Origin of the sequence: Micromonospora cremea, from assembly GCF_900143515.1 — a bacterium.
GTDB classification, from domain to species: Bacteria; Actinomycetota; Actinomycetes; order Mycobacteriales; family Micromonosporaceae; genus Micromonospora; species Micromonospora cremea.
The window spans coordinates 972,748-988,756 of record NZ_FSQT01000001.1 but is presented as its reverse complement, the minus strand read 5'-3'; the positions used below and the strand labels follow the sequence as shown (position 1 = coordinate 988,756).

Below are 16,009 nucleotides of genomic sequence, written 5' to 3'. Positions count from 1 at the left end.
AACTGGCCGGCAGCCGCTGGACCGGCGTCGACCTCCGTACCGGAGAAATCGAGCAGGATGGTGCGGGCACGCCCGCCGGTCCGGCGGGCACGACGCAGGGGTAGGTGTCCGATCGGGCGTCGCGGTCACCTCGCGGCCGGTTCTGGCGCTTGGCGGGAAACCCTCACGGCGCCTTCAACGATTGACTGGTTGCGGACCGGGGCGCTGGACTCACCGTGGTGTCGCCCGTGGGAGCACCACCTGTCGCTGGTGTGGGTGCTGGAACGCAGAGGTCGTGCTGACCGACGAGCCGGAATCCGAGCCGGCGACCCGGTAGCGGTCAGGCGGACACCACTTCGCGGCAGCGCCGCAGGGTGGTCAGGGCGACCGGCGCGTCACGGCCCTCAATGCCGGCAGCGAGTTCGGCGACCACCGGCGCGGCCCGTCCCGGCTCGCCCGCGGTTACGGCGGCCTCGGCCAGCACGAGGACCGCCTCCGCCGCCCAGGCCCAGATGCCCTTGTCCCGGACGAGGGAAACCGCGTCGAGCGCGTGCCGCACCGCGTCGTCGGGCCGGTCGGGCAGCAGCAGGCGGGCCAGCCCCGAGCTGGCCTGCACCAGCGGCAGGATCGCGCCGACCCGCCGGGCCTCGGCGATCACGTCCCGGAACTGGCGCTCCGCCCCGGCCGGGGATCCCGAGCGGGCCAGGACCGTGGCGAGTTCGGCGCGGACGTCGAGCCCGGCGAACGGGATCCGTTCCGGGGTGGCGGCCAACCGGGCGAGGCGGTCCGCCAGCCCGTCGAGCCGCCCGGTGGCCCGGTCGAGCGCCAGTTCGGTCACCTCCACCAGGCCGAGCAGCCGCTCGTACCCGTTCGCCTCCATCAGCCGCCGGGCGGCCGAGGCCAGGGCCGAGGCCCGGTCCAGGTGCCCGGCGTGCAGGGCACCCTGGGCCCAGTTCAGGCAGGCGCGGACGTGTTCACGGGGCCGGTCGGCGAGGACCGACGAGGCGCGCATCTCGTCGATGACCTGCCAGGCCGTCGGGTCACCCAGCTCCAGCAGCAGCGAGGTCCGGGCGATCCGCACCTCCAGGTGGGCGACCGGGTCGCCGCTGGCCGCCGCAGCCTCCTCGGCCGCCGCGCAGCGGGCCAGGTGGTCGCGCACGTGCCGGCCGACCACCGTGTCCGGCGCGGCCAGCACCGCGAGCGCCTGTGCCCGGCGTCGTGGGGCGCGCAGGTACGGCACGGCCCGTTCGATCTCGGTGTATCCGCCCAGCTCCTCGCCCTGCTGCCGCAGCATCCGCCCGAGCACCAGGCCCAGTTCGCCGCGGGCGCCGGGCGGCAGGTGCCGGTCGGCGAGCAGCCGCTCCAGGACCGGGATCACGGGTGCCTGGCTGAGGCCGTCGATGGCCGAGCGGCCCAGCTTCGCGGCGAGCCGGGTCCGCACCGGACGAGGCAGCTCGGCGAGGTCCATGGTCTGCAACAGGAACCGGGCGGCGGTGGCGTCGTCGCCGCGTTCGGTGGCCAGGTCAGCGGCGGCTTCGGCGTTGCGGACGAAGTCGGCGCCGCTGCCAGCGAGCCGGTAGTGGTGGGCGAGCTGCGCCACCGGCCGGGGCAGCGACTGCTCCAGCACCCGGGCGGTACGCAGGTGCAGCCACTGCCGGGTGCCAGGGGAGAGCAGGTCGTACACCACCTGGCGGGCCAGGTCGTGGCGGAACCGCAGCCCGTCGGTGGCCTCGTGCAGCAGGCCGGCGTGCTGCGCCGCGTCCAGCGCCGCGCGGACCGCGTCGCCGGGGAGGCGGAGCACGGCGGCGAGGGTACGACGGTCCGGCACCAGGCCGAGCACCGCAGCGGCGCCGAGCACCTCGCGGGTGGATTTGTCGAGCGAGCGCAGCCGCCAGAGCAGCACGTCCCGGAGTACGAAGGGGACCGTGTCGTCGGCGAGCGGATCCCCGCCCCGTTCGGCGAGGGAGCGCAGCACCTCCTCCACCACGAACGGGATGCCGGCGGTGCGCTCCAGCAGCGTGGTGGTGAGCCGGTTCGGCGGGTCGGCCAGCCGCAACGTACGGGCGGCCAGCTCGCGTACGTCGCCGGCGCTGAGTGGTGGCAGCGCGATCCGCCGCACCGCCCCCGGCGGGGTGCGGGCCAGCGCGTCGTGGATGGGCGTGCCGCCGGTGGGGGCCGGGGGCCGGGCGGTGAGCACGACGGCCAGGTCGGCGACCGGGTGGGCACCGAGGTAGGCGAGGAACTCGCAGGTCGCCGGGTCGGCCCAGTGCAGGTCTTCGAGCACCAGCACGGCGGGCGTGAGCGCGGTGAGCACCGCGGCCACCGCACGGAGCAGCCGGTGCCGCTCGGCCGGCTGGTCGTTCAGCGGCGGCGGTGCGGGGGGCAGCCGGTCGGCCAGTTCGGGCAGCAGCGGGGCGAGCGCGCCGGCTACCGGATTGACCGGGCCCAGCTCGTCGGCGCCGGTCCGGATGGCGTCGAGCAGGGCACCGAGCGGGAACGGCTCCGGCACGTCGTCACACTCGCCGACCAACCGACGCCGGGTGGAGCCGCTGAGCAGCTCCGCGACGAGGCGGCTCTTGCCGATGCCGGGCTCGCCCTCCACCAGGACCAGACAGGGTGGTGTCTCGATGAGGCGGCGCAGCGTCGCCAGCTCGACCGCCCGGCCGACGAACTCGATGGGTCCGCGCAGGCGTCCATGGCGGACCAGTGACTCGAACCCGCCCCGCGTGTCGTGCCCGTCAAACCGCTCGTCGCCGCTCGCGCGGGCAGCCAATCATCCGGCCCTGATCCGGCGGACGGCCGGGCGGGCCGGCGGTGACGTGTGGCACACCGCCGGCCCACCCGGCCGCGGGGATCAGGAGTTACGACCGCACCGTGATCGGCAGGGTCTTCAACGGTTCCGTACCGTTGCTCAGCACCACCACGCCGATGTACCGGCGACCGGGGGTGAGACCGGACCAGCGCAGCGTCAGGTTCACCTTCGCGCCCGCCATCACGCTGACCTTCTTGGGATCGATGGTCAGCTTTCCGGCCGAGGTGCCGGGCACGCCGGGCAGCAGGGTGGTGATGGTGTACGTGTTGGTGCCCTGACCGGCTGGCGTGTTGAGGGTGTACAACTGCTCGACGATCAGGGTGTAGTCGCCGGCGCCGGGCAGCACTATGTTGGCGCCGTCTCCGGTGCCGTACTTGTACTCGACGAGTTTGCCGGTGCTGTCGTAGACATAGAACATGAAGTCGCCACACGCCGGCAGCGGGTCTGCGCTCCAGTCGATGTCCGTGCAGAGCGGTTTCTCCCCGGTGACGACGATCTGCGGGTTGACCGTGCCGACGGGTACGTGCACCGTGCTCCGGTGCAACGATGCCGGCAGAGGGACCGGCAGTTTGTCCGGCGAGTTCCAGTCCCAGATCGGCGCGTCGCCGTGCAGGGTGGCCGTGGTGCTGGTGCCGGCGGTCAGGCCGATCGGCAGCGCGGCCAGGGTGCCCCGGTAGCCGACCTGCGCGGTCATCGAAAAGCTGCCGGAGGTGCCGGTGCCGGCGATCCTGTCGGGCGCGATCAGCCCGCTGTTCTTCACGACCAGCGGGATCGTGACCTGGTGCTGGGAGTTGTCCCGCCACGTCAACGAGCCGTCGGCCCAGGCGTCGACCGCGCCGGCCTTGTTGGTGATCTCCACCTTGAAGGTGGCGGTCCGGCCCGGGAGCACGGTCAGGCTGGCCGGGGTGACCTTGACCGAGTAACCGGCGGGTGCCTGCACCGAGGACGTGTAGGTGCCCTTCCGGTCGCTGACGTTGGTGACGGTGCGGGTGATGGTCTGGGTGCCGACCATGTTGCCCATCGCGATCGACGGGTAGTTGAGCTGACTCGTCTCGATCGCACCGGTCGTGGCGCAGTCGTCGTCGGGTACCTGGGAGCCCTTTGCGGCCAGCCCGCACAGGTACCTCTGCCAGTCCTGCTGGCTGGAGTCGTAGACCAGGCCCGGGTCGAAGGCTCCGCCCGGGCGGACCTCGCCGGCGCCGTAGTTGAACGGCGTGGCGTCCGCGTCACCCAGCTTGATCGGGTTGCCCTTGTCGGTGGTGTCCACGGCGGTCGTCATGAGCGCCGACCGGATCGCCGCCGGTGACCAGTCAGGGTGCCGGGCCCGCAGCAGCGCGGCGATGCCGGCGATGTGCGGGGCCGCCATCGACGTACCCGATTCGAGCGCGAAGTTCTGCCCCCCGATCGCCGGGGAGAACGCCGCGGCGATGCCCACGCCGGGCGCGCTGATGTCCGGCTTGAGCAGGTCGCCGCCGTTGAAGTACGACGGCCCCGCTGAGGAGAACCCGGCGACCTGCGGCGCCTCGACCGCGGTCAGGGTACCCGCCGAGATCGTCGCCGTCGCGCCGCCCGCCGCGAGGTAACTCGCGACGGCCGGGGCGTCGGTGTCGGAGATGTGCACGGTGGGCACCGCGTGCAGGTCGGGGTCCAGGGAGTTGACCGTGTCGTTGTAGAGCACCATGCCGACGCCACCAGCCTTCGCCACGGCGGCACTCTTCGCCACCCGGTCGACGACCCCGCGCCGGCAGAACACGACCGCCCCCTTGACCTTGGCCGGGTCGAGTTCACCGTCGGCGCAGAGTTCGGCGTTCCGGGTGTCGTCGGGGTGCAGCGCGCTGTCCTTCGCCGAGACCAGCGGTGCCGGCCCGGCGGTGGCGCCGCCCACGCCCACCCCGGTGATGGTCGTGCCGTTGCCGAGGGTGAGCGTCCGGCTGTACTGCTGGTCGGTGGTGCTCGCGGCCACCGTGGTCACCCAGGGGGTCGAGTTGTCGACGGTGCCGGCCTCGGGGCCGGCGTTGCCGGCCGCGGCCGAGACGAACACCCCGGCGGCGGCGGCGTTGAGGAACGCCTGCTCGATCGCGCTGAAGTTCTCGATGTCGTCGCCGACCGAGTAGTTGATCACGTCGACGCCGTCGGCGACCGCGTCGTCGATGGCGTGCACGATGTCGATGCTGCTACCCGCCGCCGAGCCGGCGCCGGTGTCGTAGAGCGCCTTGTAGATCGCCAGCCGGGCGGCCGGCGCCATCCCGGAGATCGCCTCCAGGGACTGGTCGCCGATCGAGGCCGGTACGCCGTGGTCGCCGGCGGCGGTGCTCGCGGTGTGGGTGCCGTGACCGTTGCGGTCGCGGGGCGAGTGGTACTCGTCGGCGAACGCGTCGGCCAACCCGCTGTAGTTGTACCAGCGCGCCCCGATCACCTTGTTGTTGCAGGTGACTGGCGCTTCGGTACCGACGTCGCAGGTGCCCTTCCACTTCGCGTCGATGGTCGCCTGATCCGGACGCGGGGTCGGCAGCGCGGCGAAACTCGCGCTCTCCGGCCAGAAGCCGCTGTCGATGACCCCGACGATGACGCCCTCACCGGCGTGGGCCACGTCGCCGAACTGCTGCTGCCACACGCCACCCTGCCCGGTCAGACCGAGGTAGTCGGGGGTGTGCGAGGTGGTGGCGTGCACCTTCTGGTCCTCGTACACCGCGGTCACGCCCCGGGTGGCGCGCAGCCGGGCCACCTGCGAGCGGTTCAGCTCCACGGCGAAGCCGTTGAAGGCGGTGTCGAAGGTGGTCCGGGCCTGGCTGGTGGGGATGTCCACGGCGGACAGCACCGTGCCGCGCTGCCGGCGCAGGTGCTCCCGGTACGCCGTGGCGGCGCCCGAACTCCGGTCGAGCCGGCCGGCGCCGGTCGGCTTGGTGGCGGCAAGTCCGGGTACGCCGCCGGTGTAGCTGGCCAACGGCTGCTCGGCGAGTTGGACGAGGTAGCGGGCGGTCGGTCCGCTGCTGGTCGGCGGTGCCGCCACTGCGGCGCCGGCCGGCGCGATCGCCAGCCCCGCGGCGATCAACGCGGCGGTGGCCAGCACGCTCACCGGGGCGCGCCTGATCCGTCCGGGCGGGGGTGTCTTCGGTCGTGGCACGTCGTCCTCCACATTCGGTGCCGGTCGCCACGGCGGGGTGGCGGTGGCCGAAACGTAAGAGCGGCGGCGATCTTCCAGGAGAAAGTTTTACCTGCCGGCAATCTTGGAAACAGTCTCGTAACATCGCGGGTACTTTTCGCGTCATTTCCCGGAGCTCAGCCGCCCGCGGGTCCGGTCCGAGAAGCTCGGTGGCGGCCTCCCAGACCTCGGCGACCGGGGTGTCGGCGACGAAGCACTCGCCGTGCGGGCGGTCGCCGTCACCCGGCCGGGCCGCGTACACCCCCGGGCTGCAGTCCACCCCGGACAGTGGATGGTCCACGACGCGATCGGCCTGCCGACCCCGCAGCGGGCTCGCGGAGTTGATCAGATTGCCCACCCAGAAGATGCCGACCGTGGGCGTGCCGACGGCGGCGGCGACGTGCAGCGGCCCGGTGTCGTTCGAGATCACCAGCCGGCACCGGGCGTAGGAACCGAGCAGGCCGCCGAGGGTGAGCTGGGACAGCCTTCAGCTACGACGACCTGCCCTACTTCTAAACCGCCAGTACGACCTGGGAATGGAGTACGTCGGACACGCCCCGCCCGAGGCGTTCGACCGGGGTCGTCCGTGCGGGGCGACGTCGCCAAGCGCGAGTTCATCGCCTTCTGGACCGCCGGCGGGCGGGTGCTCGCCGGCATGAACGTCAACGTGTGCGACGTCGTCCCGTCGATCCGGCGGCTCGTCGCGGCAGCCCAGCCGGTCGACCTCGACCGACTGTCCGACCCCGCCGTGCCGCTCGACGAGCTGCAGCCGCCGCCGGTGTCGGCACCCGGGATTCAGATCTTGTAGCCGACGTCACGCCTTGCGGAGCCGGCCGGCACCCACCCGTGCCGGCCGGTCGCGACGTGACCGCCCACCTCGGACGGCGAGAGGATCAGGTGGGGCGCCCCGCAGTCCGCCCCACCATCTGGTGGCGAGTTGCCGACCGGCGACGATCCACTAGTTGCTGCCTTGGTCGTGTGGGACGGTGACGGTGACGGTGCAGCCAACCGGCCGGCCGATCTCGTCGTGGCCGGCATACGTGAGGTGGTACACCCGGTCTCCCCCGTTCCCGGCTCGTTCGGCCCGTAGCTTGCCACTCGTGTCCGGCGTGCCGATGGCGAAGCCACTGACGTCCGCAGCGTCACCCCCGGTCACGCCGGTCAGGGTGAACGCATTCGGGCCGAGCACACCGTCGTGCAGGTCCACGGTGACGTTGACGTCGACCAGCTCGTGGTTCGGCGGCCACAGGACCGGTCCGTCCACGGCACAGTCCAGCTGCCGTACCGGCAACGGGTTTGCCAGGGTGGCGGTGGCGTGTCCGATGGTCGCGGTGAGCCGGCCGCCGGCTTCGTAGTACATGTGCGCGGTCTGCCCATCGAAGTAGAACGTCGGCGCGGCCGAGCGGCCGAGGTCGGGGGCGGCGGACATCGAGTCATGCACGATGCCGAGGTGGACCTCCTGGTCGAAGTCCTCCCCGACGTCCACCGCGTGCATGTTGCCGTCTGCCGCGTGGTAGATCACCAGGTTGCGGTCGTTCCAGTGCAGGAAGAACGGTCCCGAGGCGTTCGGGCCTTCGATGCCCTGCGGGGTCACGATCGGTTCGGGCTGCATGCTCCAGGTTCGCGCGTCATTGGAGACCGCCCAGCGGATCCGCCGGGACACGGGCCCGGTCGGTCCGGGCGCCCCCGCCGTGGGATTGTCCATGAAGAGCATCAGGTACCGGGTGCCCAGGCGTGGCACGGACTGCTCGAACACCCGGGCGTAGGAGGTCTCGCCACCGGTCGTGTCGTTCCGGCTGACCGCGGTCCCGCCATAGTTGAAGTGGATGCCATCGTCGGAGGTCGCGTACCGGGTGATGGAGTTCTCGCCGTGGAAGTAGAGGAAGAGCTTGCCCTCGCCCTCGATCCACACCGCGTGCGGTGAGGAGATGTGGCTGACCGTCGCGTAGTACGGCAGCCAGGTGTTGCTGATCAGGGGATTGGCGACGTATTCGGTCCACGGCCCGTTGATCGAGTTGGAGTACGCGAGGGCGATCCCGCCGGGACGCTCGTGCGGCGCGTAGTACAGGTAGTAGGTGCCGAGCGGGTTGGGGAAGTAGTCGGCGGCCCGGATGACGCTCGGGAAGATGAACTCGTTCGTCGGGTTGTAGGCGAGGGTGCCCTTGTCGAACGCGGTGCCCTGGTAGGTGAACTGGGGGAAACCCAGCTCGGGTTCGGCGGCTGCCGGCCGGGCGCCGGCCACGGCGGCGACGAGCAGGCCGGCACTGGCGGCCGCCAGGACGGCGCGTCGGGACGACGGGGCGGATGGTCTCGTCATGCGGCTTCCTCTTCGGTCGGATCGGCGGCACGAGCGGCGCGGAGTGACGCTCAGTGAGAACACAGGGGGCATCGATCGGCGGGTGCCCCCTGTGCGCCGCCGTGCTAATACGTATTAGCATCTATGTTTCTCGAATGTTGCGCGCCCGGCGGCGTTGCTGTCAAGAGGCGGTTCAGCGCCCCGCCGATCCACCCGGACGACACAGCAGCGCCGGGGTGCCCGACCGCTAATGCGCATTACTCCGGGGGTTTTACCGCACGGAAATCTTGCGGCCACCCCTTGACACACGCCGGTCCACCCGCCAGGCTCCTTCCCAACACCGAGCGCTAATACGCATTAGCAGCACCGGAAGGACCCGACGTGACCGCTCCCCCCAGACGCGTCACCCAACGTGACATCGCGCGGATGGCCGGTGTCAGTCAGGCGACGGTGTCGCTGGTGCTCAACAATCGGACCGACGCCGACGTCCGCATCGCCCCGGAGACCCGGGACCGGGTGTTGCGGGTCATCGCCGAGACCGGGTACGCCGCCGACCCCGTGGCCCGCCGCCTCGCCTCGCGGTTCAACCGGATCCTCGGCGTCTTCACGTACGAGCCCGCCTTCCCCAGCGGCAGCCGGGACTTCTTCCACCCGTTCCTGCTCGGTATCGAGGAGAACGCCGAGCGGGTCGGCTGCGACCTGCTGCTGCTCACCAGCGCACCGGTGGTGGACGGCCGGCGACGCATCTTCCACCAGGACAACCGGCTGCGTCTGGCCGACGGGTGCATCCTGCTCGGGCGCGAGATCGACGGCGCCGAGCTGCACCGGCTCAACCGTGACGGATATCCGTACGTCGCCGTCGGGCGCCGCAACGACGCCGGCGGGCCGGTCCCCTACGTCGGCGCCGACTACGCCTCGGCGGTGGCCCGGCTCGTCGAGGTGGCGCTGAGCCGCGGTCACCGCCGCCTGACGTACGTGAGCATGGGCACCACCGCGGAATCCTCCGAAGACCGGCTCCGTGGGTTCCGCGCCGCCGCGACGACCGCGGAGAGCGCCGGGCAGCTGTCGGCGCTGGCCGGGGAGGCCGACACGATCGTCGACACCCTGATGGCCGACGGGACCACCGTCGTCTTCGTGGAGGACTTCGCCACGGCGGTCGCGCTGGAGTCGGCCGCCCGTCGGCGCGGCCTGACCGTGCCCGGGGACCTGTCGATCGTGACCCTCGGCGACCCGACGGTCCCGGTCCCCACCGACATCGCGTTCACCGGGTTCCGCATCCCCCGCGAGGAGATGGGCCGACAGTCGGTCGAGGTGTTGACGGGCGTCATCGATGGCAGCGCCCCCGGCCTCCAGCAGCGACTTCTCGCCTGCGAGATCGTCGAGGGCATCACCCTCGGCACCCCTGATCGGGCGGTCGACCGACGCTGAGCGGTCGGCCGCGCAACTGGAAGGAAGCAAGTGGTCATCATGCGTACGGACGTCCTCGTCGTCGGGGGCGGACTGGGCGGCGTCGCCGCGGCGCTCGCCGCGGCCCGGGCCGGCCGGTCCGTCATCCTGACCGAGGAGTTCGACTGGCTCGGCGGGCAACTCACCAGCCAGGCCGTCCCGCCGGACGAACACTCCTGGATCGAGCAGTTCGGCGCCACCGCCAGCTACCGGGCGCTGCGCAACGGCATCCGCGACTACTACCGTCGCCACTACCCGTTGACCGAACGGTCCCGGGCCTGGACGGACCTCAACCCCGGTGCGGGTTGGGTCAGCCGGATCTGCCACGAGCCGCGGGTGGCGGTCGCCGTCCTCGAACAGATGCTCGCCCCGTACCTCGGTTCGGGCCGGCTGCGGGTGCTGCAGCCGTACCGGCCGGTCGCCGCCGAGACCGACGGGGACCGGGTGACCGGCGTGACGCTGGCGCACCGCGACCGGGACGAGCGGATCGACGTGGTCGCGCCGTACGTCCTGGACGCCACCGAGACCGGCGAGTTGCTGCCGCTGACGGGCACCGAGTACGTCACCGGGTTCGAGTCGCAGGCGGAGACCGGTGAGCCGAGCGCCCCGGCCGTGGCCCAGCCGATGAACATGCAGGCGGTGTCCGTCTGCTTCGCCCTCGACCACGTCGACGGCGACCACACCATCGACCGCCCCGCGGGGTACGACTTCTGGCGCGACTACAAGCCCGACTTCTGGGGTGACCGGCTGCTGTCCTGGAAGTCGCCGCACCCTCGCACGCTGGAGATCGTCGAGCGCAGCTTCACCCCCAACCCGGACGACGACCCGCTGAGCGTCAACGCCGATCAACGCGTCAACCCCGGTGACGGCAACCTGTGGACGTTTCGGCGGATCGCTGCGCGACGCAACTTCACCGACGGCGCGTACGGCAGCGACATCACGCTGGTCAACTGGCCGATGATCGACTACTTCGAGGGTCCGGTCATCGACGTGCCGAACGCGTCGTGGCACCTGTCCAAGGCCCGCGAGCTGTCGTACTCGGTGCTCTACTGGCTGCAGACGGAGGCGCCCCGGCCGGACGGCGGCACCGGCTTCCCGGGGCTGCGGCTGCGCGGCGACGTGACCGGCAGCTCGGACGGCCTGGCCCAGGCCCCGTACATCCGCGAGTCCCGCCGGATCCGGGCCGAGTACACCGTGGCCGAGCAGGACCTGTCCCTGGCGGTCCGGGGCGATCGCGGCGCGGTCAGCTACCCGGACGCGGTGGGCGTGGGCATGTACCGGATCGACCTGCACCCGTCGACCGGCGGCGACAACTACATCGACGTCGGCTCCTGCCCGTTCGAGATCCCGCTCGGCGCGCTGATCCCGCGGCGGATGGAGAACCTGCTGCCGGCCGGCAAGAACATCGGCACCACCCACGTCACCAACGGCAGCTACCGGCTGCACCCGGTCGAGTGGAACGTCGGCGAGGTCGCCGGTCTGCTCGCCGACTTCTGTCTGGCGCGGGGCGAGTCCCCGCGTGCGGTCCGCAACACCCCCGGTCTGCTGGCCGACTTCCAGGACCGCCTCACCGCGGCCGGCGTGGAACAGCGCTGGCCGCGGATCGCGGGCTACTAAATACACACCCCCGGTGAGGAGAAAATTGTGAGAGCAGGAAAGGCCCTGCGCGGCGTCGCCGTGGCACTGGCCGGCGCACTCGCCCTGACCGCCTGCGGCGGCGGTGGCGAGGCCGCCGACAGCGGCCCGGCGAAGCTGCGGATGACCGTCTGGTCGGCCAACGAGGCGCACCTCAAGCTGTTCAACGAGATCGCCGAGGAGTACCGCAAGAGCCACCCGGACGTGGCTGAGATCAAGTTCGACCCGCTGCCGTTCGACACCTACACCACGACCCTGACCACCCAGATCGCGGGCGGGAACGCGCCCGACCTCGCGTGGGTGTTCGAGAACTCCGCGCCGGACTTCGTCGCCTCGGGCGCGCTGCTGCCCCTCGACGACACGCTCAAGAAGGCCGAGGGTTACCAGTACGAGGACATCTCCCCCGCCACCCTCAAGCTCTGGCAGAACGACGGGAAGTTGTTCGCGTACCCCTTCTCCACCTCGCCGTTCGGGGTTTTCGTCAATACCGACCTGCTCAAGAAGGCCGGGCAGAAGACGCCGGCCGAGCTGATCGCGGCCGGTCAGTGGACCTGGGACAACGCCCTGGCCACCGCTGCGGCGACGGCGGCGAATTCCGGCAAGGCCGGCCTGGTCATTCGGGACTTCGACTACAAGGGCTGGGACAACCTGTCCACCTTCTGGACCGGGTGGGGAGCCCAGGCATGGAGCGAGGACGGCAAGACCTGCGGCTTCAACAGCCCGGAGATGGTCGACGCGATGACCACCCTGCACAAGGCCACCTTCACCCAGAAGGCGCTGCCCGGCCCGGGCACGACCGCCGACTTCTTCGCCGGTGACTCGGCCATGACGATCACCCAGATCTCCCGCGCCTCGCTGCTCAAGGACGGCGGCTTCGGGTGGGACCTGGTGCCGCTGCCGGCCGGGCCGAAGGGAGACTACGCGGTGGTCGGCCAGGCCGGCCTCGGGGTGATGAAGAAGAGCCCGCACGCCAAGCAGGCGGCCGACTTCCTGGCCTTCTTCACCAACCCCACGAACTCGGCGAAGCTCGCCCAGTTCTTCCCGGCGCCCCGACAGTCGCAGCTGACCGCCGAGACACTCGCCAAGACGAACCCGAAGCTCAAGCCGGAGCAGTTGCAGAAGGTCGTCATCGACGGCATCACCAACGGCGTGGTCAAGCCCAACCACTCCGGACAGGCCGAGCTGAGCCAGCAGGTCCGCGCCGGCCTCGACCCGCTGTGGCAGCCGAACGCGGACGTCAAGGCCGTACTCGACGGCGTCTGCGCCAAGATCCAGCCGCTGCTGGCGAAGTAAGGCCAACGATCATGACCCAGACGGACACCAGGGTGGGCTCGGCTACTGCCGGGCCCGCCCCGGGCCCGGCCCGGCCGTTCTGGACCAGCCGCCGCCGGGACCAGCTCGCCGGTTATGTGTTCATCGCCCCGCAACTGATCGGCAGCGTCGTCTTCGTGATCCTGCCGCTGATCCTCGTGCTCTGGTACAGCCTGCACGAGTGGAACGTGCTCGCGGGCACCTTCGAATTCGTCGGCACCGACAACTACAAGGCTCTCGCCGAGGATCCCAACCTCGGCGCGGTGCTGCGCGCCACCGGGCTGTTCTCGATCGGCCTGGTGGTGGTCAACCTCGGCCTGGCCTTGCTGCTGGCCGTCCTGCTGAACCAGAGGCTGCGGGGCACGATCCTGTTCCGCACGCTGTTCTTCTCCCCGGTGGTGGTCTCGCTGGTGGCCTGGACCATCGTCTGGGGCTTCCTGCTTCAGGACAACGGCGGGATCAACGGCCTGCTCGACACCGTCGGCGTGGACGGGCCGAACTGGCTGCGCGGCGAGGGCACCGCGATGGTGTCCGTGATCGTCGTGCAGGTGTTCAAGAACGTCGGCCTGAACATGGTGCTGTTCCTGGCCGCCCTGCAGGGCGTGCCGGCGGAGCTGTACGAGGCCGCGGAGGTGGACGGGGCGAGTCGGATGCGCCAGTTCTGGCGGATCACCGTACCGCTGATCAGCCCGACGATCCTGCTGACGTCGATCATCACCGTGGTCGGGTCGCTGCAGGTCTTCGCGCAGATCGCGGTGCTCACCCAGGGCGGACCCGGCACATCGACGACGGTGCTCGTCTACTACCTGTACCAGCAGGCCTTCCAGTTCCATCACTTCGGCTACGGCGCCACGCTGTCGATCCTGCTGTTCGTCATCGTGCTCGCTCTCACCGTGCTGCAGTGGCAGATGCGCAAGAGGTGGGTCTTCCATGAATCGTGAGCTGTCCCGGCGGAGCAAGCTGGTCCTCTACGGGGTACTGCTGGTCCTGGCGATCCCGTTCGTCTTCCCGACCTGGTGGATGGTCACCTCGTCGCTGAAGCCGGTGGCGGACATCTTCGCGTTCCCGCCGAAGCTTTTGCCGACCCACCCGCGGCTCGACGCCTACGAGCGGGTGTTCGAGTTGCAGCCGTTCGGGCAGCAGTACTTGAACAGCCTCTACATCGCGCTGGTCGTCACGGTCGGCACCATGGCCGTGTCGGCGCTGGCCGGGTACGCCTTCGCGCGCATCCGGTTCCGGGGCCAGAACGTGTTGTTCCTGGTCGTCCTCGCGGGCCTGCTCATTCCCAGCGAGGTGACGATCGTGCCGATGTTCCAGATGTTCTTCAAACTCGGCCTGGTCAACACCCACTGGCCGCTGATCCTGGTGCCGATCTTCGGCGCGCCGAGCGTCCTGGCGACGTTCATCATGCGGCAGTTCTTCATCAGCCTCCCCGGCGAGCTGGAGGAGGCGGCCCGCGTCGACGGGCTGGGCCGCTTCGCCACCTTCTGGCGGATCGCCCTGCCGCTGTCGCGGCCGGCACTGGGCGCGGTGGCCATCTTCACCTTCCTGCACAGCTGGAACCTCTACCTGGAACCGATCGTGTTCCTCTCCTCGCCGGAGAAGTTCACCCTGCCCCAGGCGCTCACCCAGTTCGTCGACGCCTACGGCGGCCCCATGTGGGACGTCCAGATGGCCGCGGCGTCGATGACCGCGCTGCCCGTCCTGGTGGTTTTCGTCATCGCGCAGAAGCAGTTCGTCGAGGGCCTCGCGCACACCGGCCTCAAGGGATGACGACACCGGTGGTCGGCATCGACATCGGCGGCACCAAGACGGCGGCCGCGCTGGTCGACCGGGGCGGGCAGGTGGTGGAGCGCCGCGAGGTGCCCACGCCCGCCCGGTCCGGGCCTGGGGCCGTGCTGGACGCCGCCGCCCGCCTGGCCACCGACCTGCTCGGCGTGGCGGCCGGGCCGGTGGGGGTGGGCACCGCCGGCACGGTCGACCCCGCAACCGGCGGCATCCGGTACGCCACCGACAGCCTGCCCGGCTGGACTGGCACCCCGGTCGCCGACGCGCTGGCCGCCCGGCTGGGTCGACCCGTGCTGGTCACCAACGACGTGAACGCCGCCGCGCTGGGCGAATGCTGGGCCGGTGCGGGACGGGAGCGCGCTCATGTGCTGCTGGTGGCCGTGGGCACCGGGCTGGGCGGGGCGGTCGTCCGGAACGGCCGCGTCGAGGCCGGTGCCCGCGGCGCCGCTGGCGAGGTCGGGCATCTGCCGGCCCCGGGCGCCGAACGGCTGCGGTGCGGGTGCGGCCGGTACGGGCATCTGGAGGCGATCGCCTCCGGCAGCGGGCTGGCCGCCGCGTACTCCATCGAGACCGGCACCCGCGTCACCGGGCGGGCTGTGGCGGACCGCGCCGCGGCCGGGGACCGGGTCGCCCAGCGGGTCGTGGAGCGGGCCGGAACCGTCCTCGGCGCGACCCTGGCGGGGTTGGTGGCCCTGCTCGATCCGGAAGCTGTCCTGGTGGCCGGTGGCGCGGCCGGCGCCCTGCTGCCCGCCGCGTCGGTCGCCTACTCGGCCGAGTTGCCCGCGGGCTGGGCCGGCGTTCCGCTGCTGCCCGCCACGCTGGGCGCCGACGCCGTCGTGGTCGGCGCGGCCCGACTGGTCATGGACATTCGCGACATCGAAAGGACGAACGGGTGACCGTGCTTGACGACCTGGCCGGCGGGCTGGTGGTGTCCTGCCAACCGCTGCCTGACGAGCCTGACGACCCGATGCGTGACCCGTACGTCCAGGCCCGGGTGGCGGCCGCGGTGGTACGCGGCGGCGCGGTGGCGGTCCGGGTCAACGGACCGGACGACGTCAGAGCGGTACGCGCCGCCGTCGACGTTCCGGTGATCGGGCTGTACAAGCACGGCACCGAGGACGTCTTCATCACCCCGACTGCGGCCCACGCGCTCGAGGTGGCGCTGGCCGGGGCGGACATCATCGCGATCGACGCCACCGACCGCCCCCGACCGGACGGGCGCCCCTTCGCCGAGACGGTCCGCGTGATCCGCGAACGGACCGACGCACTGATCCTGGCCGACGTCTCCACCACAACCGAGGGCGTCTCCGCCGTCGAGGCTGGCGCGGACGCCGTCGCCACCACACTGTCCGGCTACACCCCGGCCAGCCCACCGACTGACGGGCCCGACCTCGGGCTCGTGGCGCGACTCGCCGCACTGCTACCCGTGCCGGTGGTCGCCGAAGGGCGGTACCGCACCACGGAACAGATCGGCCGGGCCTTCGAGGCCGGTGCGCACGCGGTGGTGATGGGCAACGCCGTCACCTCACCGCTGTGGATCACCCGCCGGCTCGTGCCGGCCACCCCCCGCGCGGCGAGCGCACCGACAAAGAAGGAGTGA

11 protein-coding genes and 1 pseudogene are annotated in these 16,009 nt (G+C 71.3%); 8 read left to right on the top strand and 4 right to left on the bottom strand.

Features of this window, described 5'->3' with window-relative positions:
• Positions 1-319: 319 nt before the first annotated feature.
• The 3 genes and pseudogenes from BUS84_RS04450 to BUS84_RS40865 form a co-directional block, all read right to left on the bottom strand.
• Entirely contained in the window at positions 320-2,752 is a 2,433-nt protein-coding gene (locus tag BUS84_RS04450; protein ID WP_074308973.1) for an ATP-binding protein, read from the bottom strand.
• 88 nt (positions 2,753-2,840) lie between these two features.
• Complete coding sequence (locus BUS84_RS04445; protein ID WP_143728226.1) at positions 2,841-5,915, bottom strand: S8 family serine peptidase; 3,075 nt, start codon at positions 5,913-5,915, stop codon at positions 2,841-2,843.
• A 175-nt stretch (positions 5,916-6,090) separates the two neighbouring features.
• Positions 6,091-6,408: pseudogene (locus BUS84_RS40865) on the bottom strand (glycosyltransferase family 9 protein); the annotation flags it as partial.
• A gap of 111 nt (positions 6,409-6,519) precedes the next feature.
• Here BUS84_RS40865 and BUS84_RS04435 point away from each other — a divergent pair.
• A complete protein-coding gene (locus BUS84_RS04435; protein ID WP_074308969.1) occupies positions 6,520-6,741 on the top strand; it encodes an oxidoreductase C-terminal domain-containing protein in 222 nt (73 codons plus the stop codon).
• A gap of 150 nt (positions 6,742-6,891) precedes the next feature.
• Here BUS84_RS04435 and BUS84_RS04430 read toward each other — a convergent pair whose 3' ends face one another.
• Positions 6,892-8,250, bottom strand: a complete 1,359-nt coding sequence (locus BUS84_RS04430) for a glycoside hydrolase family protein (protein WP_074308967.1) — start codon at positions 8,248-8,250, stop codon at positions 6,892-6,894.
• Between the two features lie 360 nt (positions 8,251-8,610).
• On the opposite strand from BUS84_RS04430, the gene BUS84_RS04425 reads away from it, so the two are divergent.
• Genes BUS84_RS04425 through BUS84_RS04395 form a run of 7 tightly spaced genes read left to right on the top strand, consistent with a single transcriptional unit; the run spans position 8,611 to position 16,009 of the window.
• Positions 8,611-9,657, top strand: a complete 1,047-nt coding sequence (locus BUS84_RS04425) for a LacI family DNA-binding transcriptional regulator (protein WP_074308965.1) — start codon at positions 8,611-8,613, stop codon at positions 9,655-9,657.
• Positions 9,658-9,696: 39 nt separating this feature from the next.
• Complete coding sequence (locus BUS84_RS04420) at positions 9,697-11,292, top strand: FAD-dependent oxidoreductase (RefSeq protein ID WP_074312062.1); 1,596 nt, start codon at positions 9,697-9,699, stop codon at positions 11,290-11,292.
• A gap of 27 nt (positions 11,293-11,319) precedes the next feature.
• Positions 11,320-12,603 carry an ABC transporter substrate-binding protein gene (locus tag BUS84_RS04415; protein ID WP_074308963.1) on the top strand — a complete coding sequence of 428 codons (1,284 nt, stop codon included), beginning with the start codon at positions 11,320-11,322 and terminating at the stop codon, positions 12,601-12,603.
• 11 nt (positions 12,604-12,614) lie between these two features.
• The gene (locus BUS84_RS04410) at positions 12,615-13,562 is read left to right on the top strand and encodes a carbohydrate ABC transporter permease (RefSeq protein ID WP_084757187.1); all 948 of its coding nucleotides are present in this window, start codon (positions 12,615-12,617) and stop codon (positions 13,560-13,562) included.
• On the top strand, positions 13,552-14,394 hold the full coding sequence (locus BUS84_RS04405) for a carbohydrate ABC transporter permease (protein WP_074308961.1): 843 nt from the start codon (positions 13,552-13,554) through the stop codon (positions 14,392-14,394). The genes BUS84_RS04410 and BUS84_RS04405 overlap by 11 nt, the downstream gene beginning before the upstream one ends.
• Entirely contained in the window at positions 14,391-15,305 is a 915-nt protein-coding gene (locus BUS84_RS04400; protein ID WP_074308959.1) for an ROK family protein, read from the top strand. The genes BUS84_RS04405 and BUS84_RS04400 overlap by 4 nt, the downstream gene beginning before the upstream one ends.
• Entirely contained in the window at positions 15,302-16,009 is a 708-nt protein-coding gene (locus BUS84_RS04395) for an N-acetylmannosamine-6-phosphate 2-epimerase (RefSeq protein ID WP_074308957.1), read from the top strand. Before BUS84_RS04400 ends, BUS84_RS04395 begins: the two co-directional genes overlap by 4 nt.